The organism is Arthrobacter sp. Z1-9 (genome assembly GCF_054792695.1).
Genome location: NZ_CP096456.1, coordinates 126,745 through 149,861 on the forward strand (window position 1 = coordinate 126,745; position 23,117 = coordinate 149,861).

21 protein-coding genes are annotated in these 23,117 nt (G+C 63.9%); 15 read left to right on the forward strand and 6 right to left on the reverse strand.

Annotation, left to right across the window (positions count from 1 at the left end; all coding sequences use genetic code 11):
• Nucleotides 1-94: 94 nt before the first annotated feature.
• A complete protein-coding gene (locus M1D93_RS00615) occupies nt 95-346 on the reverse strand; it encodes a hypothetical protein (RefSeq protein WP_461173276.1) in 252 nt (83 codons plus the stop codon).
• 400 nt (nt 347-746) lie between these two features.
• On the opposite strand from M1D93_RS00615, the gene M1D93_RS00620 reads away from it, so the two are divergent.
• The 5 genes from M1D93_RS00620 (at nt 747) to M1D93_RS00640 (ending at nt 6,472) form a co-directional block, all read left to right on the forward strand.
• On the forward strand, nt 747-1,472 hold the full coding sequence (locus M1D93_RS00620; protein WP_461173277.1) for a TetR/AcrR family transcriptional regulator C-terminal domain-containing protein: 726 nt from the start codon (nt 747-749) through the stop codon (nt 1,470-1,472).
• A 191-nt stretch (nt 1,473-1,663) separates the two neighbouring features.
• Nucleotides 1,664-2,542, forward strand: a complete 879-nt coding sequence (locus M1D93_RS00625; protein ID WP_461173278.1) for an alpha/beta hydrolase fold domain-containing protein — start codon at nt 1,664-1,666, stop codon at nt 2,540-2,542.
• A 51-nt stretch (nt 2,543-2,593) separates the two neighbouring features.
• Nucleotides 2,594-3,451, forward strand: coding sequence for a fumarylacetoacetate hydrolase family protein (locus M1D93_RS00630; protein WP_461173279.1), 858 nt, complete (start codon nt 2,594-2,596; stop codon nt 3,449-3,451).
• The gene (locus M1D93_RS00635; protein ID WP_461173280.1) at nt 3,451-5,253 is read left to right on the forward strand and encodes an FAD-dependent monooxygenase; all 1,803 of its coding nucleotides are present in this window, start codon (nt 3,451-3,453) and stop codon (nt 5,251-5,253) included. The genes M1D93_RS00630 and M1D93_RS00635 overlap by 1 nt, the downstream gene beginning before the upstream one ends.
• Entirely contained in the window at nt 5,231-6,472 is a 1,242-nt protein-coding gene (locus M1D93_RS00640; RefSeq protein ID WP_461173281.1) for a DUF3500 domain-containing protein, read from the forward strand. The genes M1D93_RS00635 and M1D93_RS00640 overlap by 23 nt, the downstream gene beginning before the upstream one ends.
• 83 nt (nt 6,473-6,555) lie before the next feature.
• On the opposite strand, the gene M1D93_RS00645 is transcribed toward M1D93_RS00640, so the two are convergent.
• Nucleotides 6,556-7,626 carry a quercetin 2,3-dioxygenase gene (locus M1D93_RS00645; RefSeq protein ID WP_461173282.1) on the reverse strand — a complete coding sequence of 357 codons (1,071 nt, stop codon included), beginning with the start codon at nt 7,624-7,626 and terminating at the stop codon, nt 6,556-6,558.
• Between the two features lie 169 nt (nt 7,627-7,795).
• On the opposite strand from M1D93_RS00645, the gene M1D93_RS00650 reads away from it, so the two are divergent.
• Nucleotides 7,796-9,328, forward strand: coding sequence for a carboxylesterase/lipase family protein (locus M1D93_RS00650; RefSeq protein WP_461173283.1), 1,533 nt, complete (start codon nt 7,796-7,798; stop codon nt 9,326-9,328).
• Between the two features lie 352 nt (nt 9,329-9,680).
• Here the strand turns inward: M1D93_RS00650 and M1D93_RS00655 are convergent, their stop codons facing one another.
• The 4 genes from M1D93_RS00655 to M1D93_RS00670 all read right to left on the reverse strand — a co-directional run bounded on the left by M1D93_RS00655 (nt 9,681) and on the right by M1D93_RS00670 (nt 14,504).
• Nucleotides 9,681-10,847: an aldo/keto reductase gene (locus M1D93_RS00655; RefSeq protein WP_461173284.1), complete on the reverse strand. Its 1,167-nt coding sequence runs from the start codon at nt 10,845-10,847 to the stop codon at nt 9,681-9,683.
• Nucleotides 10,848-11,528: 681 nt separating this feature from the next.
• The gene (locus tag M1D93_RS00660) at nt 11,529-12,950 is read right to left on the reverse strand and encodes an MFS transporter (protein ID WP_461173285.1); all 1,422 of its coding nucleotides are present in this window, start codon (nt 12,948-12,950) and stop codon (nt 11,529-11,531) included.
• Between the two features lie 340 nt (nt 12,951-13,290).
• The gene (locus tag M1D93_RS00665; RefSeq protein WP_461173286.1) at nt 13,291-13,860 is read right to left on the reverse strand and encodes an AAA family ATPase; all 570 of its coding nucleotides are present in this window, start codon (nt 13,858-13,860) and stop codon (nt 13,291-13,293) included.
• Nucleotides 13,857-14,504 carry a bifunctional 4-hydroxy-2-oxoglutarate aldolase/2-dehydro-3-deoxy-phosphogluconate aldolase gene (locus M1D93_RS00670; protein ID WP_461173287.1) on the reverse strand — a complete coding sequence of 216 codons (648 nt, stop codon included), beginning with the start codon at nt 14,502-14,504 and terminating at the stop codon, nt 13,857-13,859. The genes M1D93_RS00665 and M1D93_RS00670 overlap by 4 nt, the downstream gene beginning before the upstream one ends.
• Nucleotides 14,505-14,651: 147 nt before the next feature.
• On the opposite strand from M1D93_RS00670, the gene M1D93_RS00675 reads away from it, so the two are divergent.
• The 9 genes from M1D93_RS00675 to M1D93_RS00715 all read left to right on the forward strand — a co-directional run bounded on the left by M1D93_RS00675 (nt 14,652) and on the right by M1D93_RS00715 (nt 22,788).
• The gene (locus tag M1D93_RS00675) at nt 14,652-15,632 is read left to right on the forward strand and encodes a Gfo/Idh/MocA family protein (protein ID WP_461173288.1); all 981 of its coding nucleotides are present in this window, start codon (nt 14,652-14,654) and stop codon (nt 15,630-15,632) included.
• Nucleotides 15,625-16,620 carry a LacI family DNA-binding transcriptional regulator gene (locus tag M1D93_RS00680; RefSeq protein WP_461173289.1) on the forward strand — a complete coding sequence of 332 codons (996 nt, stop codon included), beginning with the start codon at nt 15,625-15,627 and terminating at the stop codon, nt 16,618-16,620. Before M1D93_RS00675 ends, M1D93_RS00680 begins: the two co-directional genes overlap by 8 nt.
• On the forward strand, nt 16,617-17,201 hold the full coding sequence (locus tag M1D93_RS00685) for a VOC family protein (protein ID WP_461173290.1): 585 nt from the start codon (nt 16,617-16,619) through the stop codon (nt 17,199-17,201). The genes M1D93_RS00680 and M1D93_RS00685 overlap by 4 nt, the downstream gene beginning before the upstream one ends.
• Nucleotides 17,198-18,103, forward strand: a complete 906-nt coding sequence (locus M1D93_RS00690) for a sugar phosphate isomerase/epimerase family protein (RefSeq protein WP_461173291.1) — start codon at nt 17,198-17,200, stop codon at nt 18,101-18,103. Before M1D93_RS00685 ends, M1D93_RS00690 begins: the two co-directional genes overlap by 4 nt.
• Nucleotides 18,100-19,098, forward strand: a complete 999-nt coding sequence (locus M1D93_RS00695; protein WP_461173292.1) for a Gfo/Idh/MocA family protein — start codon at nt 18,100-18,102, stop codon at nt 19,096-19,098. Before M1D93_RS00690 ends, M1D93_RS00695 begins: the two co-directional genes overlap by 4 nt.
• A 99-nt stretch (nt 19,099-19,197) precedes the next feature.
• Nucleotides 19,198-20,559 carry an MFS transporter gene (locus M1D93_RS00700; RefSeq protein ID WP_461173293.1) on the forward strand — a complete coding sequence of 454 codons (1,362 nt, stop codon included), beginning with the start codon at nt 19,198-19,200 and terminating at the stop codon, nt 20,557-20,559.
• 118 nt (nt 20,560-20,677) lie between these two features.
• Nucleotides 20,678-20,920, forward strand: a complete 243-nt coding sequence (locus tag M1D93_RS00705; RefSeq protein ID WP_461173294.1) for a hypothetical protein — start codon at nt 20,678-20,680, stop codon at nt 20,918-20,920.
• Nucleotides 20,920-21,903, forward strand: coding sequence for a Gfo/Idh/MocA family protein (locus tag M1D93_RS00710; RefSeq protein WP_461173295.1), 984 nt, complete (start codon nt 20,920-20,922; stop codon nt 21,901-21,903). The genes M1D93_RS00705 and M1D93_RS00710 overlap by 1 nt, the downstream gene beginning before the upstream one ends.
• A 135-nt stretch (nt 21,904-22,038) precedes the next feature.
• Nucleotides 22,039-22,788 (forward strand): SDR family NAD(P)-dependent oxidoreductase, encoded by a 750-nt coding sequence (locus M1D93_RS00715; RefSeq protein WP_461173296.1) that lies wholly within the window; start codon nt 22,039-22,041, stop codon nt 22,786-22,788.
• Nucleotides 22,789-23,117 lie beyond the last annotated feature (329 nt).

Genomic DNA, 23,117 nt, shown 5'->3' on the forward strand with positions numbered 1-23,117 from the left:
GCGTCAGTGTCGCAGCCTGCACACCAGGGGCGTGTTCCACGCGGCTGATGGGCGTACCTGGGGATGTAGCTCTTCGAGGTTGTGGCGGTGGGGATCAAACCACGGCCGGGTAGCTGGACAGAATGTAGTCGGCAGCCGCCGGTCCCTTCATGCGCAGGCACTGAGCAGGATTGGCGCGCTGGCTCATGGCAGCCCAGAAGACGTGTTCAAGTTGCGGACTCCGGTGGGTCACATAGCACCAACTGGTGTAGAGGCCGTAGAAGGTGTCCGCATCAAGAGTCCAATCGGACTCCTGGTCGGGGTAGGTGGCTTCCTGGAGGAACTGGTCGAACTGTGAATGCGCCATGGTGGCTCTTTTCAACGAGGTGCAATTGTCCGCCGTTCGGCTACAGCGGGCGCAGACCCAGTACCCTGCACGGGGCACTGAGAGGAACTGCCGGTGCACCTCTGCAGGTGCTGTAGGCAGACTGAAACGTTGGGATAGCGGGGTGAGCCTAAGGCCACCCGTCCCCGGGGGCCGCGCCAGAATCAGCGAGTTTCGGCGCTCATTCTGAAATGTGTTGAGATCGATTTTCCTGAGATAACGGTGCGAGCGGCCATCGTGGCCTTGCAGACTTTGATCCATCTACTGAAATCATGTCGACAACCTCTCTACATCGTAGACTTTAGGCGTAGACTACCCAATAAGCAAGCTTACGTATCTCCCAAATGGGTGGGCCTGACGCAACGACCAGGATGGACTCACCATGGCTTCCCCGGAAAAATTCCAACACGAAACGACGCCCCGCAAGGCGCGCCTGAGCAGGGACCTCGTGCTCTCCGCCGCGCTTGCGCTGGTGGACGCCGAAGGCCTCGATGCCCTGACGATGCGGCGGCTCGGCCAGGAACTGCAACGGGACCCGATGAGCCTCTACCGCTACGCAGCTAACCGGGCCGCTCTGCTGGACGGCGTCGCTGAAACGGTCCTGAACGAACTGGCCATTTTTCCGAACGACCCGGATTGGCAGGCACAGCTGCGCAGAATTGCCCACGACCTCCGGCTCCTGGCCCTGCGACACCCCAACGTGGTGCCTTTGTTGGTCACCCGGCCGCTCTCCACACCCCTGGGCATGCGGCCGCTGGGGACGCTGCGGCCACTGGAACAGATCCTGGCGCTCCTGATCGAAGCAGGCTTTGCCCCCGCCGATGCCCTTCACGTCTACCGGGCATACTACGGATTCCTCTACGGACACATCCTCAACGAACTCCAGGAGTACATTGTGGACCCCGAAGAAAACGAAGCCATCCTGCGGCTGGGCCTGCACCGCCTGCCGGCGAAGGACTTCCCCCACCTTCGGACGCTGGGACCGGTACTCGCCGAATACGACGGCGCCGCCGAACTCGACCAGGGACTGAGCATCCTGCTCACCGGCCTCGCCGCCCAACTGTCTCCCAAGCACCGGCAAGCACCCGCCTCCCAGGGGCCGTCGTAGCAGCCTGACCCCGGCGGCCGTTGAGCGGGACCAAGGGCGGACCACTTTTGCCGGCGGTCCCGAAGCTGTTTCATTCAGTGAAACCAGCCACGCGGAGCGGACTCTTGGTGCGCCAGAGTTGAGTAGTGACGCGGTCCACAGTGGTGGCCCGGCGCATGAAAGAAACGGCGCGGTAGGACATGGACTCAACGATGACGGCAGGGAAGGTTCTGAAGGGGATCGAGTTCGCTCATCCCGAGGGGTCACCCCCGCTGCTGCTTGATCTCCACCTCCCCGCGGCCCTGAAGCAGTCCGGCGCTTTGCCCGCAGTGGTCCACTTCCACGGCGGCGGCTGGCGCGTCGGCGGCAGGTCCTCCCTCGGCCCGCACGTGGATTCCCTGCGCCTTAGCCCGATCGAGCGCCTGGTGGACGCCGGTTTCGTGGTGGCCTCCGCCGATTACCGGCTGAGTTCGGTGGCCCGTTTCCCGGCCCAGTTGCTGGACGCGAAGGCGGCCGTCCGCTGGCTTCGGGCGCATGCCGCGGACTACAACGTGGACCCGGGCAGGATCTACGCCTGGGGGGATTCGGCAGGGGGCCACCTGGCCAGCCTGGTGGGCCTCACTGCCGGGTCCAGGGAGTATGCCGATGATGCCGCTGACAACACAGGCATCAGCGACGCCGTGGCCGCGGTCGCCGCCTGGTATCCGCCCACCGACCTCCTTCGGATGGGCGAACAAGCGCTGCCCAATGCGCTCGCCGGCGCTGACGATCCGGGTTCACGCGAGGCACTGCTCCTCGGCGCCCAACCTGCCCAAGCGCCGGAAAAGGCGGCGACTGCCAGCCCGATCTCGTACGCCGGGAATCACGCCCCTCCGTTCTTCCTGGCGCATGGCACCGGTGACCGTTTTGTTCCGGCGGCCCAGTCCACCACGCTGGCCGCGGCGCTGGAAGCCGCGGGCGCCGACGTCGAACTTTTGCTGATTGAGGACGCTGACCACATGTGGCAGCTGCCGGGGGAGGACCCCGCTGCTGCGACAAAAGCCACAGACGCCACCATCGATTTTTTCCGCCGCCAGGCGCGCAAGCCCTGACCCAAGACATCCCGGGCAGTCCAGCCCGGGCAAGACCTGAAAGGCCCTCTTATGCAGTTTGTTGGCATTCATCACCAAGGCGAATCGTGGGCCGCGGCCCTGGTGGATTCGCACCTTTTCCCGCTTGCACCGGTTTCCGAATTTTGGGCTGATCCCGCCGGCTGGCAGGACAAGGCTGTCACCCTGACGGCCGACGCCGGCACCTCGCTTGGGCGCGGCAGCGTCACCGAAGTTCCGCTCGTCCCCGCCTCCGCACGCGTGATCTGCGTAGGGCTGAACTACAAGGCGCACGTTGCCGAGGGCAGCTACAAGGACCAGGACCTGCCGCCGTACCCCACGCTGTTCGGCCGCTGGACGGCGTCGCTCTCCGTGGGCAACGTCCCCGTTCCCGTGCCCGCCGGGGAAGCCGGGCTGGACTGGGAAGGCGAAGTGGCCGCGTACATCGGCCGGCGCGTGGAATCCGCGGACGAGGCCGAGGCCGCGGAATCGGTCTTTGGCTACTCCACCTTCAATGACCTCACCGCCCGCCGCGCCCAGAAGCTGACCACCCAGTGGACGCTGGGCAAGAACGGCGACTTCACCGGACCGCTCGGCCCGTTGGTCAGCCGGGACGAGGTGGGGGACCTCCGGGACGGCCTGCAGGTGCGGACCCGGGTGAACGGCACCGAGGTCCAGAACGGCAACACCCGGGACATGATCTTCTCCGTCCCGGCCATCATCGCCCTGATCAGCCAGACCCTGACGCTCCACCCGGGGGACGTCATTGCCACCGGCACCCCCGAAGGAGTGGGCTACGCCCGTACCCCGCAGTGGCTGCTCCAGCCCGGCGACACCGTAGAGGTGGAGATCGACAAGCTCGGCACCTTGACCACCCCGGTGGGCCAGCTGTCGCTGCGGAGCCGTGCCTGATGGTCACCCATCGTTTCGCCTCCCCGGACACGCTGCCGGCGGAGACACGAGTCCTGATCTCCGGCGGCGGACCCAGCGGCCTCTTCCTGGCACTCGACCTGGCCTCCCGCGGTATCCCGAGCCTGGTGGTTGAACCCCGGGATGCGGTGGACCACGCCCGTCCCCGTGCCAAAACCACCAACGCCCGCACCATGACGCACCTGCGCAGGCTCGGGCTGGCGGATGCACTGCGGGCCGCATCGCCGCTTCTCGTGGACTACTCACAGGATGTCAGCTTCTGTACCGGCCTCACCGGGCCTGGTGCCCATGAACTGCGCAGGTTCCGGAACGCCTTCCAGCTGGTGCCCGGCCGCTACGGTCCCCAGCCGGAGTGCGGCCAGCAGGTCCCGCAGCCCGTGCTCGAGGAAGTGCTGCGTGCTGCCGTTGCGGAGTCGGAACTCGTGACGATGGTGACGGGCTGGAGCGTGAAAACGCTGGAGGCAACAGGCTCCGCGTCCCAGGGGGCTGGCTACGCAGTGACGCTGTCCGAGGGAGCCGGCTACTCAGTGGCGCTGTCCGACGCTTCCGGCACCGGGCACCGCATCGAAGCTGACTTTGTGATCGGAGCCGACGGCGCTTCCTCCGCCGTGCGCCGCAGCCTGGGGGTCCGCCTTGAGGGTGGCTCAGCCGCGCTGTCCAACATCAGCATCCTGTTCAAATCCAACGCACTCGCCACCGCCGTCACGCTGGACCCGGCCGTGCAGTACTGGGTGGTGGGCGCGGACACCTCGGGAATGGTGGGACCGATGGACCTCGACGGTACGTGGTGGGCCATCATCCAGGGCGTGGACCCGCAGGAGACGGTGGATACCGGCCAGGCTGCCGCGTTGGTCCGTTCGCTGGTGGGTGCCGAGGTGGATTTCGAGGTGCTGGCCACCGATCCGTGGACTGCGCGCATGCTGCTGGCCCCGCAGTACCGCGACGGGGGAGTGTTCCTGGTGGGCGACGCCGCGCACCTTAATCCGCCGTGGGGCGGGCACGGTTTCAATACCTGCGTGGGGGACGCCGCCAACCTGGCCTGGAAGCTCGCCGCCGTGTTGGCAGGCTGGGCAGGCGCGGACCTGCTGGACAGCTACGAGGCAGAGCGCCGCCCGGTGGCCGCCCGTACCATCAGCGACGCAGCCTCCAACGGCAAAGCGCTCGCCTACCATTTCGCGGATCCCGCGCTTCTGGCCGGCGGCAATGCCGGCGCCGCCGCCCGGGCAGCGGCGCACGAAGCCCTGGCCGTGAAGCGGAGCGAGTTCGACTCCTTGGGCCTCGTTCTTGGCTACGCGTACGGGGACTCGCCCGTGGTGGTCCCGGACGGGTCGCCGGTTCCGGTGGAGGATCCCGTGGTCTACGTTCCGTCGGCCAGTCCAGGGGCCTTGCTTCCGCACGCGTGGCTTGATGGGACGTCGTCCGTCTACGACCTGTTGGGCAAGGGCTTCACGTTGCTCGTTGATGCTGCGGGGCTGGCCGGCAGGACGGCCGACGAGGTCTTTGCTCCCGTGGCGCAGGCCGGAAGCCGGAATGGCATCCCGGTGGCGCTTGCCGCCGTCGGACCTTTCGACGACGGGAGGGAACCGTCCGAACTGTGGGGCGCCAACGCCGTGCTGGTCCGTCCGGACCAACACGTTGCCTGGCGGGGGAGCTCGGCAGAAGCTGCAGCGGCTGCCCTCGCCGTGGCAGCCGGCCGGCCCCTGTCGGAAGACCGGCAGCAAGAGCAACAGAGCCAGCACATCGAGGAGGAAGGGAAGGCCCGTGTCCGCGTCGTCGTTCCGTGATTATCTTTTTGCCCCTGACCACCCGCGCGTGGCGGACATCCGCGGCCTGACCGCGCGGGAGTACGCCGAGGCGGCCACCAGGGATTCCTTCGCCGGGCCAATGATCGAGGGCTGGAAGGAGCTGTATCCGCAGCCGTTCAAAGGCATCACGAACGACGGCGTCCTCCGGCCCGGGCTGTATCCGCTTGCTCCCGCGCGTGCAGGGGAGGAGGCACCCACCGCAGGGATGGTGGCAGCGGCCCGCAAGCTTTTGGACGCCGTAACCCTCGAGCAGGCATCCCGGCTCAGTTACACCGTCGACGCACCCGAGTGGCAAAGCTGGGCGAACCCGGAGTTCATGCAGCACGATACCGGGCTCCGTCTCGACGAGCTGGAGGGCCCGGTGCGCGACGCTGTGTTCGCCGTCGTGGAAGCGTCACTCAGCCCGGAAGGCTTCGAGCTGGTGCGGAACCTTCTGCGGATCAACGGGTTCCTCGGTGAGCTGGTGGAGCTGCCGCTGCTGATGAACGAGTACAGCTACAACTTTGCGCTGTATGGTGACCCGTCGGAGACGGAGCCGTGGGGGTGGCAGCTGTTCGGCCACCACGCCGCGTTGAACTGCCTGGTGGCCGGGACGCAGCTGGTGATTTCACCGGTGTTTATGGGTGCCGAGCCGGATGTCATCGACGCGGGGCCGTATCAGGGGGTGGCAGTGTTCAAGGAGCGCATCGCCCTGGCCCGCGAACTGATGGCGGCGCTGCCTGCCGGATTGCGGGCCGACGCCACGATGTATGAGGCCATGGTGGACCCCGCCATGCCCGAGGGCCGGATCCACGCGGGCGACGAGCGGCACCTCGGCGGGTGCTTCCAGGACAACCGGGTAATCCCCTACGAGGGCATCCTGGTGGCGGACATGCCGGCGGAAGCCCGGGCCATTCTGGACGCGGTGGTGGACGACTTCATCGCGTACCTCCCGGACGGACCCAGGGCTGCCCGCCGCCGCGAGATCCAGGAGCACTACGGCGAGAGCTTCTTCAGCTGGATCGGCGGGTGGGAGGGGCAGGAGGCCTTTTACTTCAGGCTGCAGAGCCCCGTGGTGGTGCTGGAACTGGACCACCACACAGGCGTTTTCCTCAGCAACGACGAGCCGGCGCCGTTCCACATGCACACGGTGGTGCGTACTCCCAACGGCAACGACTACGGCCGGGAACTGGTGAAGCAGGCGCTCGCCGGCGGCTAGGGTCAACGCTGGCGACTGGACGCTGCAAACAGATGGCCCGGACTTCCTTTCGGAAGCCCGGGCCATTCTTTGCTCCAGGAAGGCTAGGAGATTTCCAGGGCGATCCGGCGCTGCGGCGGCGGGCCCACAACGGTGAGGTCCATCTCGGCCTGGGCGCGGCCGAAGCCTTCCATGTCCATGTAGGGCTGGCCGCCCTCGGTGTACATGTAGTCCTCGGTGGGCTTGTTGAAGTATTCGAAGAAGCCGTTGAAGACCGACGGCGTGAGGAAGCCCAGCATCTGGGTGTTGTGCGAGTCCAGCGCGAAGGAGTGGATGGTGCCGGCCGGGGCATGCACAAAGTCGCCCTTGGTCAGCAGCATTTCCCGGCCGTTGGCGTAGAGCCACATCCGGCCTTCGGTGACCAGGAAGTTCTCGGTGTGCTGCTCGTGGAAGTGCAGCGGGATGTATGGCGTCTTGGCGCCCTTGGTGTGCACCGCGAAGTAGTTCGAGCCGGTGTTGGCGGGCCGGGACAGGTAGGTGAACATGGTCTGGTAACTGACCAGACGCTCGCCTTCGTGCGCGCTCAGGAAGTAGGGGCGCTGCGTGGGCGGCAGGCCGGCGTCGTGCTTGAAGGACGGCTCCACACGCTCAACCTCCGGGAAACTGATGCCGAACTCGGCACCCACCTCTGCCTGTTCCTGGACGCTGGCGCTGTGGCCGGCGCGGACAGGCGGGATGTGGGAGTCGATGGGCGTGCCGACGCGCTCGTAGTAGGCCTCGGCGCCGCCGGGCGTCATCCAGTTGAGGAAGCGCGTGTAGTGGCTGGCCATCCGGTAGGCGTGGGGTGTGTTGGGCGGGATGACCACCGAGTCGCCGGGGGTGAGGATGCGGCTTTCGCCGGGGAGCCAGACGTGAAGGATGCCGTCGAAGACATAGAGGGTTTTGTGTTCCACCTTGTGGCTGACGAACGGCGACTCCGCACCCATGCCGCCGGAGATGTACGCGGCGCTGAAGATGCCGCCGGTGTCCGCCGCGCGGGCAATGACGGTGACCAGTTGGCCGTTGATCTCGTACCGCGCGCCTTCGCCCGACGCCATGTAGTAGGGGACAGCTTCACCGGGCAGGGTGTTGGCCACCGGCAGCTGCTGGTTCATTTCCTCCACGCTGAGGGACATGGTTCCTTCTTTCCAGTCGTCCGGCTGCGCCGGAATGTGACCTCCATCATTGCTTGTGCTTGCCCCGGCAAGGAGTGGGCATTTCAATGGATGAAAGGCCAGTGTGGCTGATCCTGATGGAGCTGGGATGCTGGCAGTTGTCCCTACGCCACCAGGAGTTTTTGCCGGCATGAGCCTTTCTCCCACTGTCACCGTCGCTGAGGGAAGCGTCCGCGGCACCGCTGTGTCCATTGCCGGCCTCGAAGTTCTCCGCTTCCTCGGCATCCCTTACGCAGGCTCACCCGCCGGGGAGCGCCGGTTCCTGCCGCCGGTCCCTGCAGGGGGCTGGACCGGTGTGCGCGACTGCACCGCGCCGGGGCCCGCGGCGCCGCAAAATCCGGAAACCCCCGCCCCTCCGGGCCGGAAGCCCCGCGTGTGGAGCGAAAGTGAATGCCTGAACCTGAACGTCTGGGCGCCTGCTGTGGGCGGCGGGCCGTTGCCGGTGATGGTGTGGATCCACGGCGGCGCGTACCTGTATGGTTCCGGCAGTGACGGGATGTACGACGGCGCCAGTCTCGCGGGTGCCACCGGCACCGTTGTGGTGACCATCAATTACCGGCTGGGTGTGTTGGGCTTGCTGCATTTGGCTGAGCTGTTGGGTCCGGAGTATGCGGACTCCTCCAATGTTGCGCTCCTGGACCAGCTTGAAGCGCTGCGCTGGGTCAGGAGGAACATCGCCGCCTTCGGCGGGGACCCGGGGAACGTCACGGTTTTCGGGGAGTCGGCGGGCGCTGCCGCCGTCGGTACCCTGCTGGGAATGCCGGCTTCGAGTGGCTTGTTCCGCAGGGCGATTATGCAGAGCGGCACCGCGGAAAGGTACCGCAGTGCGGAGGACTCCGCCCGCATCAGCCACGAATTCCTGGAGCTGTGCGGGCTGGACGGCGGCAGCGCTGCGGGGCTCCTGACGCTTCCGGTGGAGCGGCTGCTTGAGGCGCAGGAGAAGCTGGACCAACGGGTGGGGGCGGAAACGTTCGCGGTTTCGCTGCCTTTCCGGCCCACTGTGGGGACGCCGTCTCTCCCGGTGCCCCCGCTTGAGGCGGTGCGGAACGGCCTGAATGCTGAGGTTGACCTGCTGGTCGGGACGAACCTGAACGAGGGGTCCTTTGCTGTGGAGATGCGCCCGAAGAACCCGTCAGATCCCTCGTATGAGCGCCGGGCCGCCTCGTTGCTGGCGGAGGCCGGCGCGCCGGGGCGCGGGGCCGAGTATACCCGGGCCCTTGCCTGCACTCTGGGTGTGGACCCGATCGGGAAACAGCTGTTGGAAGCGGCCATTTCCGACGTCGTGTACCGCCAGCCCAGCAATCGGCTGTTGGATGCCCGGCAAGGCGCCCCAGGGAAGGACTTCTCCTATCTCTTCACGTGGCGGAGTCCCGCCATGGGCGGGAAGCTGGGCGCGTGCCATGCACTGGACGTTCCTTTTGTGTTCCGGCAGCTGGGGAAGCCTGAGGCGGAGTTCCTCACGCGGGGGAGGGCGCCGCAGGGCCTGAGCGACATGATGAGTATGGCGTGGGCTGCCTTCGCGGCTACCGGCCGGCCTGCGGCCCCTGGTTTGCCCGGCTGGCCGGTCTACGCGGCGGGGCGCGCGACGATGGTTTTGGATGAGCTGCCGCGGGTGGAAGAGGACCCGCGCCCGGAACTCCGGGAATTCTGGGCAGGCGGGTAAGCCGCCGGGGTTCTTGTGACGCGGTTTCTTAGCGGCCGTCCACCTTCGCGCGTCGATCCGGGTCCTCGGTAGTGGCGCCTGCGCCAACGGGATGGTCAACGCGGAACTTCCCAGCGTGGGGGTGCTCTACCAGTGGTGGGTGACGGGGGAAGTGTCAGGGTGAAATCTAGGACTTTTCGAAAGGCATGTCTTTAAACAGGACATCGAACCCTATTCTGACGCTCGTTGGACTGGTGCCTGACGTCAGGTTGGGGTGTGCCCTATGCGGATAGCCTCTCTTGGCTGATGATGCCCATCCCTAATCCACAGCTTCCACCGGTGATCAAGGCCGGTTTGCCTTTCAGATCGATATTCATTTCGCTGGGTCCGGGGAACTAGCCAGTTGCGGAGCGGGCCGGCGTCTGGCCTCTGGGGCCAGCCATGGCGGTTGCCAGGCACGATCAAGAGGGTTTAGCGTTTCTCCAGGCCTTACGCACACATCTATGGCGTCCAGCGTGGCTGCATCCAAACGGAGATCGATACTCTCCAACAAACTGGTCATCTGTTCCTCGGTTCTCGGCCCAATCAGGACAGACGAGACGGCCGGATGCTCGGCGGCGAAGGCAATGGCCATATTGGCCAGTGACATGCCCGCTTCAGCGGCGACGACATTGAGTTTATCGATGACGTCGAATTTGCGCTGGTTCTCGGCAACGGACGGATCGAAACGCGCTGCCGTTACTGGCAGGGTGTTTGCCCTTGCATCGGCAGGCGCAGCAACACCACGCTTGTATTTCCCCGTCAGCCAGCCGCCAGCAAGAGGGCTGTAAGTAATGGCCCCCATGCCCTTTTGCAAAAGCACCTTGAAAACATCTCGCTCGTTATGCCGGACCAGAATGGAGTACGGCAACTGCTCCGCCACGAAGCGCTCGAGCCCTCGTTGCTCAGACAACCACGCGCATTCGTTTACGTGAAACGCCGGAAAAGTCGAGCTGGCGACGTAACGCACCTTACCCTGCCGAACGATATCGGTGAGAGCGCGCAACGTTTCGGAAATGTCAGTCTGAAAATCCGGGCGGTGAATGTGCAGGAGATCGATGTGGTCAACGCCCAAACGCCGCAAGCTTTCCTCTACTGCTTTGAATATCCAATAGCGGGAATTGCCCGATCTATTTATCGGATTATTGATCGCGACTTCACCAACGGGGAAGTGGACTTTTGACGAGAGAATAACATCATGGCGACGTGAACCTAGAGCGCGGCCAACAATCTCCTCGGACCGACCGTCAGCATAGTGGTCTGCGGTGTCAATAAGATTGATCCCGGCATCGAGGGCTTGGTCGAGGATCCTCTTGCATGACTTCTCATCGGTGTTGCCGCCGCCGAACATCATCGTCCCTAACGAACGCGCACTCACCTTGACGCCGGTATTGCCGAGCAGCCTGTATTCCATGGGATTCTCCCTCTTGATTTCATCCGCGATACATCTTTCGATGCTGATCTCGACGACTTCACCTGGGTCACGGGTGCCACCAATCATCAGCCGGAAATATCTCGACTCCGATTGCCCCCGAGTGGCCCGCAGCTTCAACCCACGAGCGGATAGCGTGCAGATCGATTATGCCGTCGCCCATCGATGGGCCAGCAGGTTCCGCATCGGGCGCAAGCCAGTCAATAAGTACTGCCCCCAGCCGTACGGACATACTGTGGCAGGGTAGATGTTAGCAATCGGTCTCAGCAATCGATCTCATCCGCTAGGGCAACCTTAGCAACCGGCATTATTCATTGCAACGGATTCAGTGATCTATCTCGCTTTTCGGGGGAAGGGACTTCATCGGCGGGGCCGAAAATGCCTTAGTGCGATGAGCGTGTTCGGCCATATCTGGCCTGGGCTGACCTTTCGCCAGCGGAAATCCAACTTAAAAACAGACGGTCATCGTAAACGGCGTGGACCCACCGTGGCGACTTCCAGCATTTAACAAAGAGACTACAAAGGCCGCAACGTCGTGGAACGAGGCTTTCAAGCAGTTGCGCCCTGGCAATGAGCTACGACAAACCCGCGCTCACCTACCGTGGCGGAACCGTTCTTACAGCCGTCAGCATCTGGCTGACAGTTTAGGAGACGCGCCCTGGGAGCGGGCACCAGCAAGGAGAGGAAAGCCCTCGACCGGAGCGGGTCGAGGGCTTTCCTCATGTGCAGTGTTGTGGAGGAGAAGGACGCCTACGGCTTGGGACCATTCGTCTGGGTCCCGCCGTGTGGAGTATCGAAGAGCAGGTGCTCGCCTTCCAGCACTTCGGGGTCTGTCGGTGCGACGGTGGCACGCGGGCCCCTGCTGCCTGTCTCGGGGAGCGTGAAGTAGACGATGAGGGAGAGGGCGACAATGGCGATCATGTAGTACGCGACGAACATGGGCTGTCCGGCGCCGACGAATGCAGCGGCGATAAGTGGTGCGGTGCCTCCGAAGACGGCGATGACGATCTGGTGTGCGAAACCGATGCCTGCTACCCGGACTGAGGCCGGGAACAGTTCGGCCTGGATTGTCGGGTAGACGGCCTGCCAGATACCGAGAACTACCCACCCGGATGCCGAGACCAGAACGTAGACCCAGAAGCCTGGCTGGTTCAGCAGCAGGAGGAGTGGGTAGAACAGCACGATCATGCCGATGGCGCCGATGATGGGGAAGATCTTGCGGCGGCCGAGGCGGTCGGAAAGGTATCCGCAGACCGGCACGATGATAACGAGCAAGGCCAGGCCGATAACGCTTCCGGCAAGGGTGGAGGACAGGTCCCGGCCGGTGGTCAGCTTGGCATAGGTGGGGAGGAAGGTGGCCCAGGTGTAGTAGGCCACGGCCGGGGCAGAGAGTGCCGCTGCCTGGAGCAGAGCCTTCGGGTGTTCGCGGAGCAGGTCCTTCAGGCGCGCCCAGGCGGACTTTTGATCGACGAGGGCAGCTGCCTCAAACTCAGGGGTCTCATCCGAGCGGGCCCGCAGGATGAGACCGGCGACGCCGAGGACGCCGCCGATGACGAACGGGATGCGCCAACCCCAGGCTGCGAGTTCGGCGGGAGCAAAGGATGATGTCACGATCGCGGCCGAACCGGTCGCTGCGAGGGTCGCGAGGCCGCTTGCCATGTTGGAGAACGAGCCGAACAGGCCCCTCCGGTTAGCGGGAGCGTGTTCGACCATGAACGCGATGGCGCTTTGCTGCTCGGTGCCTGCCGAGATTCCCTGGAGGATGCGTGCAACCAGGAAGAGAACAGGTGCTGCGTAGCCGATCGTCGCGAATGAAGGGGTGAGGCCGATGATCAGAGAGCCGAGCGCCATCCCGGAGATGGACAGCGTCAGGATGAGCCGGCGGCCGTAGCGGTCGGCCAGCGGCGAAATGATGATTCCGCTGAGCGGGCGTATAACAAAACCGACCGCGTAGGTGAGCAGCGCTGCGACAAGGGACGCGAACGGGTTCTCGCTTGGGAATATCTGTCCCGCGAACACCGCTGCCAGCAGCCCGTAGATGTACCAGTCGTACCACTCCACAAAGTGGCCGATCGTGCCGGCCACCATGTTGACGGAGCGCCGGGGCGGCTCGGGCACTTCCGGAAATTCAGAAGGGCCCGAGCTGTCGAGCGCATCTTTTGAGGTCTTCATTGAACTCTCCATATTTTCACGTTTGCTGAGGAGGGGTTAGGGATTGAACCGGAGGCAATCGGTCCTCCGGCTTTTCACCGGAGCCAATAAGATCGATTCCTGAGATCGGTTGCTGAGATCGGTTGCAACAACAGTAAGGGCGACAAAAGAGGCTTGTCAACGTCTGTTGTGAGCCGCCTCGCAGGCTCTGGGCGTTGCGCTTCCGTGCGAGGGTGATCCGCTTTGTGCGCTGTACGCACACGCGCTGCCGCGACCGGGTTAGGAGTCCGTCCCATTCACGCTGCGGGAGTAAGGCGCTATCAGGATAGAACCGACGAACTGACCTGCTCTGGTTCAGCCATCACCCCTCTGCAGGAAGGGGTGTTTCATTTGCAGGAAGGGGTGTTTCGTTGTTGAAGTCCAGGTACTGCACGCCGGACCACGCGCATTCCAAACTCCCGTAGACGGACCAGTACTCATCCCAATGGGAAAGTTTCCACTGGTCCCGTTCCAGGCCGCGGCGGGTGATCCGGTCCCGCAGAAGGTCCTGGGGGACCCTCACCCGCACCACCGTGGTCTCAGAAGGTGGCCACTGGAACTTTTCTGCCGCGCGCGTCAGAAAATCCGGTTCGTCGAAGTAGGCTCCGAAGGGGGCGTCGAGCACGACGGACCGGCCCAGGCGAAGGTTCGCCCCGGCGACGTCCATGAGTGTCTCGTACTCGAGGGGCAGCAGGTTGTCGCGATAGTAGTCGTTGGATTCCCGGTCGGTGGGGTCGTGTCCGGTCGCCTTCAGCGCGAACTCGACAAAGCGGCCGCATACCCGGTCCTTGTCCAGGTATGCCGCGTTGTGTTCTTTTGCTGTTTTCTGCGCGACCGTCGTTTTCCCTGAGCCGGCCGGGCCAATAACAATGAAGACGCTGGGCACCGTCATCGGCGAGCCTCTGCCACCGCTGACAAGAACTCCCCGGCGGCCTTGGTGACGCGGCTAAAGTCGCCGTCCGGCTGCCATGCTTTTGTTACATAGCTGCCGACACCGACACCTGCTACGCCCGCCGCGAACCATTCGCCGACGTTCGCCACGGTTACGCCGCCTGCCGGCATGATCGGCAGGTGTGCGAGCGGGGCGAGTACGGACTTGGCATAGGGGATTCCGCCGGCCTCGGTGGGGAAGAGCTTGAGGATGTCAGCGCCCGCCTCGGCGGAGTTAACAAGCTCAGTGGGTGTGTAGGCCCCACTGATCGTCGGTATCTGGTACCGGTTCGCTGTCCGGATCATCGCCGGATTCAGCTGGGGACTGACCAGGAATTCAGCGCCGGCGCGGATGCACTCGTAGGCCGAGTGCTCGTCCAGCACCGTTCCGGCGCCGATCGCTACTCCATTGGCCCCATGCCTGGCAGAGAGCCGACGGATCACGTCTACAGCACCAGGGATCGACAGTGTGATTTCAAGGGCGCGGAAGCCTCCGGCGATGGCAGCTTCGGCAACGCGTTCTGCCACGTCGGCGTTCTCGAGGCGGACGATGAGGACGGCGCCGGATTCATCGATGGTCTGCAGGGTGCGAAGTTTCTTATACATGGCTGGCCTTTCTCGGGGCCCAGGCGTGTTGATGCTCCTTGTTACCTGGGCCACTGTTGAAGTGTCGTTGACAAACTCTCCCACCATCCATACTGTTATTGCAACCGATCTCAGCAATCGATCTCATACTTAGCAAAGGGGCTGCAGATGAGTGGACCACGCACGATTATTCTTGGTGCTTCCCATTGGCACACTCCGCTCTACGCGAACGCCATCGCTGAAGTGCACCAGGTCGTCGGCGTCAGTGACGAGGACGTGTCCCTCGTGCGGGGGCTTGCCAATGGCTGGGGAGTTCCGGTGGAAGCTGACTGGCGGAAGCTGGTTGACCTTCCTGATATTGGGCTGGCGTACGTTTTTGGCCCCCATGACGGGATGGCCGAGAAGTGTCATGCCCTGATCGAACGTGGTATTCCGTTCGTGGTGGAAAAGCCGCTGGGAACGTCCCTTGCCGAACTATCTGCGGTGCGCAAAGCCGCCGAGGCAGCCGGTGTGCCCGCCACTGTCCCGCTGATCCAGCGGGGCGGCCCCGCCGACCGGTGGCTAGCCAAAGCAGGCCGGCCGACATATCAGCGGATCTCATTTATTGCCGGACCGCCGTCCCGCTACCTCGATAACGGCAATCCGTGGATGCTGGACCCGGGCAGGGCGGGCGGAGGGTGCCTAGCGAACCTGGGTCCACACTTCGTGGACCTGTTCCTGCAGGGCTGTGACGAGACCACGGTTCGTGTGCAGTCCCGGCTTTCGTCAACGTTGCACGGCGGAGACGTGGAGGACCACGCCAGCCTCATCATCACTACGCCGGAGGGACGCGAAGCCATCGTGGAGGTCGGATACGCCTTCCCTGGCTCGCCGCTGAAGCGCTACTGCAGCTACACGTCGGTTGGTGAGGCAGGATACGCCTCCGTTGACTCTGATGGTTCTGCTACTTTCACCGCAGCCGATGGGACCACAGAGTCCGCCAGGATCGACGTGGACAGCGACCCTCTCTACGATCCGTTCGTGCGGCGGGTCGCCCGGACGCTGGAAGATGGATTCCAGGGCTTGCCTACGCTGGCCCAGCTCGAAGACGTCATGCGCCCCATTTGGCAGGCCTATGACGACCAGCACGGAGGAAGAGAACATGCCTGATCTGAGTATCGACGTCGTCGCGAAAGCCGCCGGTGTCCACCGGTCCACGGTCTCCCGGGCATTCTCCCGCCCGGAAGCGGTAAGGACTGAAACCCGCGAGCACATCCTCAGGGTCGCCGAGGGGCTGGGCTACACGATGAGTCCACTGGCCCAGGCGCTTCGGACAAAGACCAGCACCTTCATCCCGCTGATCGTCCCTGACATCACCAACCCGTTCTTTGCCGAACTTGCCAAGACGATGACTCAGGCCGCGGACGAGCGCGGCTACCAGCTGCTGCTCTGCGTCACCAATGGGGACCCTGCCAAAACTGAGGGATACTTCATCGCCATGCAGGCCCTGTATGCCCCCTTCGGTATCGTCGCGCCCTCCACGAAGGTCGATACCGCGGCGCTGAAACGCTTCGATTTTGGCCACAAGGTGGTCGTGATCGACCGGTTGGAAGGCGACGATGCGGTCCCAACGGTCACCGTCGACAGCCGCCGCGGAATCATGCTCGCGCTGGACCACCTGCATTCACTGGGGCACACTTCGATTGGCTATGTTTCCGGCATCGCCGGAACGCACACCGCCCAGGACCGGATGGACGCGTATCTGGAGCTGTCCGCCGAGAGCGGCAGCGCACCTGTGGTGCTGGACAGCGGGTCGGATCTGGATGCGGGCACCCGCGGGGCAGAGCATTTCCTCGAGATGGAGAAGCCGCCGACCGCCATCATCGCGGCCAATGACATGGTGGCCTTTGCGGTCATCTCGGCCCTCGGCCGAAGCGGCGTGCGCGTACCGGAGGACGTGTCGGTCATCGGCTTCGACGGCCTGGCCCTGGGGGCCCGGTTCAACCCTCCCCTGACGACCATCCGGCAACCCATCGCCGACATGGGACACATCGCCATCGAACTGGCCGAGAAGCAGAACATCGACGGCTCCGTGGACCACATCGTCCTCGAACCTGAACTTCTGATCCGTGCCTCCACCTCAGGACCGCGCAAATGACCGCGCAGAGTAACGGCGCCCCGGCAGGAACACTGCGGCGGTTGCCGGGGCTCCAGCACACGGACCACGTCGGCCTGACCGTCCCCAACCTTGAGGAGGGTATCCGGTTCTTCGTCGACGTGCTCGGGGCCGAGGAACTGTACCGCTCAGAGCGGGGTCCGGACGAAGAATTCATGCCCACAAACTTCGACGTCCCGGCAGATGCGAAACTCACGCTCGCCATGCTGCGCCTGCCCCCGAACCTCAATATTGAGCTCTTCGAGTGGAGCAGTGCTGACCGGCGCGACACCCCGCCGCGGCATTGCGATGCCGGCGGACACCACCTGTGCTTCGTCGTGGACGACGTCGATGAAGCGATCGCCGTGCTCCAGGAAACCCCCGGGGTACGGGTGCTGGGTGAGCGCAAAGAAGTCGCAGGCGACAGCCCGCGCGTAGCCGGCAACCGCTGGACCTACTTCCTTACCCCCTGGGGCCTGCTGATGGAGATCGTCGACCGGTCCCGCGTCGCCGCCCCACCCCGGCTGGTCGGTCCTGCGGACTGGGCAGCGGCTCCAAACACTTCCAGAAAGGACAACCAATGATGCGGCTTGCAGGTCACACACTCGGAACCCCGGACCACACGGTTCCCCAAGCACTGGCGCTCTTCAAAGCCGCCGGCCTCGACGCCGCGGAAGTCATCTACCAGGACGACTACACCTCAGGGTTGCCTCTGGGGGACCGGCGCGCCGCGATGGAGGCGTTGAAGGCTTCCGACAGCGAAGGCGTGCCGATCGTAGGCCTTACGCCATACACCACAGCCATCAACTCCCTCGATGACGTGGAGTGGCGCGGCGCGGTCGATGAATTCCGTGGCGCCATTGAAACCGCGCACATGGTCGGGGCTGACCGGGTTCGTGTCTACGCCGGATCCTGGCATGCCGGAGACTCCGACCATGCCCGGCGGTGGGCAAAACTCGTGGATGCGCTGCAAACCCTTGCACCTGAAGCTGAACAGGCAGGTGTGCGGCTGTGCGTTGAGAACCACTTCGGCACAATGACCCAGTCCGCGGCCGAAACCGCAGCCCTGGTCCGCGAAGTCGCGCACCCGGCCATCCGCGTTCTGTACGATCAGGCGAACCTGACATTCACCCACGACGAAAAGTTCGAACAGGCCCTCGCCGTCCAAGGTGACCTGATCGGCCACGTGCACGTGAAGGACCTTGTCTTCACCGATCCCAATGCCGCCTTCCGCGCAACGGAAACAGCGCGCGTTAGCGCTTCCGAGCGGGCCGTGCGGTCCCGCGTTGTAGGAAGCGGCGTCGTGCCCTGGCCCCAAATCCTCGCCGGGCTGGTGCAGCACGGCTACGACGACGTGCTCAGCATCGAACTTGAATACCGCTGGCACCGGCAAGACCTTCCCAAGCCCGAGGACGGATTCAGGGAATCAGCCGACGTCCTGCGCGCCATGCTCTCTGATCCCGCCCATGTAAGGAACGCCCGATGAACACCAACCGCCTCCGCGTCGGCGTCATCGGCGCCGGAAACATCGCAACCATTGCCCAGCTGCCCACACTCGTACAGCGCGATGACGTTGAGCTGGCCGCACTGGTATCCCGCCGTGAGGATCCGAGCAGCCTGGTCCGACGCTGGGGCTTCGGCTCCGCATACAAGTCGGTCGAGGACATGCTGGATTCACAGGACCTGGACGCAGTCTTCGTCCTGACGCCCCGATCCGAACATGCCCACGCAGTCCAACTGTGCCTCAGCCGCGACGTCGATGTCTTCTGCGAGAAGCCGCTCGCTCCGGCCACAGAGGAGGCAGAACGTTCGGCGGACCTGGCCGACGAGCGCGGCCGCATCCTGATGGTCGACTTCAACCGCCGCTATGCCCCCGTCTACACCGCCGGCCGTCAGCTGTTCGGCGCGAAAGGCGCCACCTTCTGCGTCGCGCAAAAGAACCGCCCGGGATCGGAATACCGCGCAACGTTCGAGAACGCCATCCACATGGTCGACCTGCTCCGCTGGTACTGCGGCGGCGAACCCGTGGACGTGGCCGCACACGCCGCCGGTGATGACCCGTGGGAAGAAGACGGCGTCGCAGCCATGATCCGCTTCAGCACCGGCAACACCGGAGTGCTCATGGCAGCCCGGACCGCAGGTGCCTGGAACGAAAAACTCGACGCCTACGGCGACGGCAAAACCGTGGAAGTCAGGGCACCGGAAACCGTCTCGACCACTGTCCAGGGAGTCACCACCTCACGGGAGCTCAGCGCCGAGGCGTACGGCTGGGCAACGGCGACAGCCACTCTCGGATTCTCCGCCGCCGTCCACCACTTCCTGGACCGGGTCGCCGACAGGGCGCAGCCACTGACCTCCGGCCGCGAAGCCGTCTACACCCAAAGGCTGCTTGACCGGATTCTCGCCGCCTCCGGACTGCCCACAGAAGAACAAGAAGGCCGGCAATGGGCAAGCCACGCCACCAGCGGCAACAGCAACTGACCGGCAACGGCAACGTCTCTCCGGCACGTGCTGAGGACTGATCCGGGCCCAGCAGGCGAGCACTGCAATTTGGAGACCGGATAGCCCGAAAAGATGGAGGTGAATGAGATCGCCCTACTGCGCCTCCGCCAACGGAAACCGCACATCGGGGCGGAGGGGAAGCAGTCGCTGCGGGGCCGGAAGGCGGCGCTGATCGGGATCCTGCTGGTGGCGTTCAGTGCCCGGCAGGCGGTTTCGGCAGTATCCCCGCTCCTCCCCGCGATAGGCGATGACCTGCCCTTCAGCGCAGTGTCGGCAGGGGTTCTTGGAATGCTGCCGACGGCCGGCTTCGCCCTGATGGGATTCCTGGCCGTGCCGCTTATACGACGAATTGAACTTGAGCATCTGCTGCTGGTTTCGATCGTACTGGTCACACTGGGCCAGGTCGGCCGGGCGCTGGGATGGACAATCCCGTTGTTTTTGCTCCTCACCGGGATTGCCATGCTCGGCCTGGGCTTGGTGAACGTCGTAATGCCGCCCTTACTGATGAAGTACTTTTCAGATAAAGCCGGGGTGCTTGCAGCCCTTCACGTGACCCTCCTTGGCGTCAGTACAGCCCTTGCTGCCCAACTGGCCATTCCTCTGGCCGGCCTGTCCGGCTGGCGATTCTCGATCGGCGTCTGGGCCGGCGTCAGTGCCGTTGCGGCCATTCCCTGGATGGTCCTCCTTGCGCGCAGACGCAGGGTTACCCGCATCAAGTGTCCACCCCCCAGCATCCAATCATCACCCCGCACGCCCCGGATCAAGCCCTGGAAATCATCAATCGGTTGGGGAGCCGCATTGGTCTTCGCAGGTTGCTCGAGCAACACTTTTGCAGCAGTCACCTGGCTTCCGACCGTTCTTGTCGACAGAGGACTGAGCCAGGAAGCCGGTGGATCGATGCTGGCGCTCTATTCGATCATTGGGCTGCCAACCGGCCTCATTGTGCCACTGATCGTCGTCAGCATGCAGCGGCCGCTGCCCCTGGCAGTCCTGTTCGCAGTCCTGTTCGCTGCCGGTTATGGAGGAATCATGTTTGCTCCACCGGCCAGTGCCGCCATCTGGGTCATCGTTGCCGGACTGGGCCAGGGAGCCTACTCATTTGCCTTCACGATGATCAACAAGCGCGCACGAACGCCCGGAGGCTCTGGTGCCCTCTCCGGCTTTGCCCAGGGGGTGGGTTATACGCTGGCGTGCTTGGGCCCATTGCTCTTCGGGCTCCTGCATCGTGCAGGCGACAACTGGCTCCCGTCGTTCGGGATGCTCGGGGTTTGGCTCTTGGTGCTGATAACAGGAGCCATGTTGATCAACAAGCCCCGCGTCCTCGAAGATACTCTTCAGCGCCCGAATACCGAGTCCCAGCTCGGGGGGCCTGCAGCTGCCTCTGGCGCAGCCGGCCGAAACGAGAGCCCCAGCACCCCGGGCGAGCCCTTTCCCGACTAACCATTGACATCCCCCTGCAGCGATCCTATGTTTATTGCAACCGATCTCAGCAATCGATCTCAATGGGTACTTTTTTCCCTACACGACGAAATGCAACCGATCTCAAAGGAGAGATGCAATGATCAGAACCGCAGGCAGCTTGACTGCAGTCGCCCTTGCCGCGGCACCGCTGACCGTCCTCGCAACAGCGGAAGGCTTGAAGACCGTCCATAACGACACCGTCCCCCACATCTCAACCGGATTCGGTAACTTCTGGGCCTCATTCGGCGTCTTCGTCCGCGCCTTCATACCCTTCTTGGGCATCTTTGCCGCATTCCAACGCTGGTTCATCGCCGGGCTGACTTCCGCTGGTGCGAAATAGTGACCGCAACGACATCTGCTCCGCGCGTCGCCATCGTAGGAGCAGCCGGCTGGGCCGGATCACGACACGCAAGAGCATTCACCGCAGCCGGCGCCGATGTCCTCTTCCTTGTCGAAAAGGACGACCGCGCCGTCCCTCTCGCCCAGGAGTTGGGCGCAGCCTTGGTGCCCAACACTCGAACGCTGCGCCCCGAACTGCTGGACCTCGTAGTCGTTGCCCTCCCGGCCACCATGCAACCGGCTCTCTGCGCAGACCTGCTGAATAGGGGATTCCGTGTGCTGAGCGAAAAGCCGGTGGCCGCCGATGCAGAAGGCGCCGCCGTCATGGTTTCGGCATACGGCGTAAACGAGCGCCTAATGGTCGGGTACACGCTCCACCATCATCCCGCTGCCCGACTTCTATCTTTGTGGGTCAGGGATAACGACGTGATAGCAGTGTCCGTCCGCTCCGTGGCCCATAAACAGCGCGTCGACTCATGGCGGGCTGACCCGAGGGAGGGCGGTGTCGCCGTCATAAACGGCATTCACGCCATCGAGTTAGTGTCCTCCTGGTTCGACGGCGCCCCGAAAGTCCTGGCCACCCGCGCCAGCAGCAGCCTGTACGGTTCGCCGGTACCCGAGCACGTCCTCTCCACCCTCGAATTTCCTGGCGGCGCGGTGTTTAACCTCCAAAGCTACTGGTCGCCGTGGCAGGAGCCTCGAGGTCTCAACCAAGGTGACTGGAGCTTCAGCGTCGATGTCCTGGCAAGCGCCGGCCGGATGTTGTGGTCCAACGATTCCCTGCACGTGTGGGAACGGGACGGTAACCACTACGAGAAGGCCTTCGACCCCTTTGACCTCTTCCTTCGCCAGGCAGAGGCAGCACTGAAGTTTTGCAAAGGTGAAACCCCGGCAGTCACGTTCGCCCAGGCACTCCGCGCCACAGAAATCGCCGATGCGGTCCTGGCGGCAGCTTCCGGAGCTGAGGACGTGGTCGCCCCGTAGCATCACCAAAACCTGAACTTAATGCGACCGGCCAAAGCGAGCAACTTCAACTAAGGAATTGAATATGAAGCGAGCAACTCACGCTCCAACTATAAGAGAACCGCGGTGCACTCACGTCCAGAGCGGCAAGATCAAATGAGCCTCAAAGACCAGGTGGTTCTCGTAACCGGATCGAGCGGGGGAATAGGCGATGCCGCTGTCAGCGCACTCACAGCCGCAGGCGCGATCGTCATAGGCGCTGATCGCTCCCCTAAAGAGGACCAGCCCTTGGAGGCGTTCTACCGCCTCGATATCACCTCGGAACAAGAATGCGCAGCTACTATCCAGGACATCGCGTCCAAACACGGCCGTCTTGATGCCCTCATCCACGCAGCGGGAGTACTCGGCAGCACCCCCGACATTATGGAGACAACAACCGACGAGTTCGACTCCATCCTAAGGATCAATGCCTCCGCGACCTTCACGATCGTACGAGAGACAGCCAAATCGATGCTCGAGTCCGGAACGGCCGGCGCCATCGTGGTCCTGTCCTCCGTGGCGGCCAAAGAAGCACGGCTCAACTACCTGCCTTACAACGCGAGCAAGCTGGCCGTGCTGCACATCATGTGGTCATTCGCTGAATTGCTTGGGCCCAACGGCATTTCGGTCAATGCCATCGCACCAGGTCCAGTAAATACGCCGATGTGGGCACAGTTCGCCAAAGATTCCGGGCCGGACGCCGCCGCCAACCGCGCGAAGCGAGCCGCGCAATTGCCCATGCGCAGGTTTGCCGAACCCGACGAAGTCGCCCGCGCCATCCTTTTCCTAGCTGATCCCGACAACCGCTACATCACAGGAGTATCTCTCGACGTGGCAGGGGGAGCGCATCTGGGGATTGGAACTTGAACCATCCTTGACGGGGTCTCACGATCGCTGAGGCCCCGTCACACTCGTCTAGTGCGGGAGAAGGAGACCCCTTTTGCCCAGGCCCCAAGGCGCACCCTATATCGATACTTCAAAGCTGCTCGCATCCTGGTTCCTAGCCGAGCAAGCGAACAAGTACGAAGCCGTTGAACTACCAAGGAGACACCGACATGTCCATCGTGTTTACCCAACCGCCTGCAGCTCCAGGGACTGCTGTTCCTGCCGACGTTTCTCCCCGGCGCAGCAGCCGGAGCAGCGGCGCCCGGACGCCATCTTCCGTTCAATGTGCGGAGCTGACGCACGAGGTCACC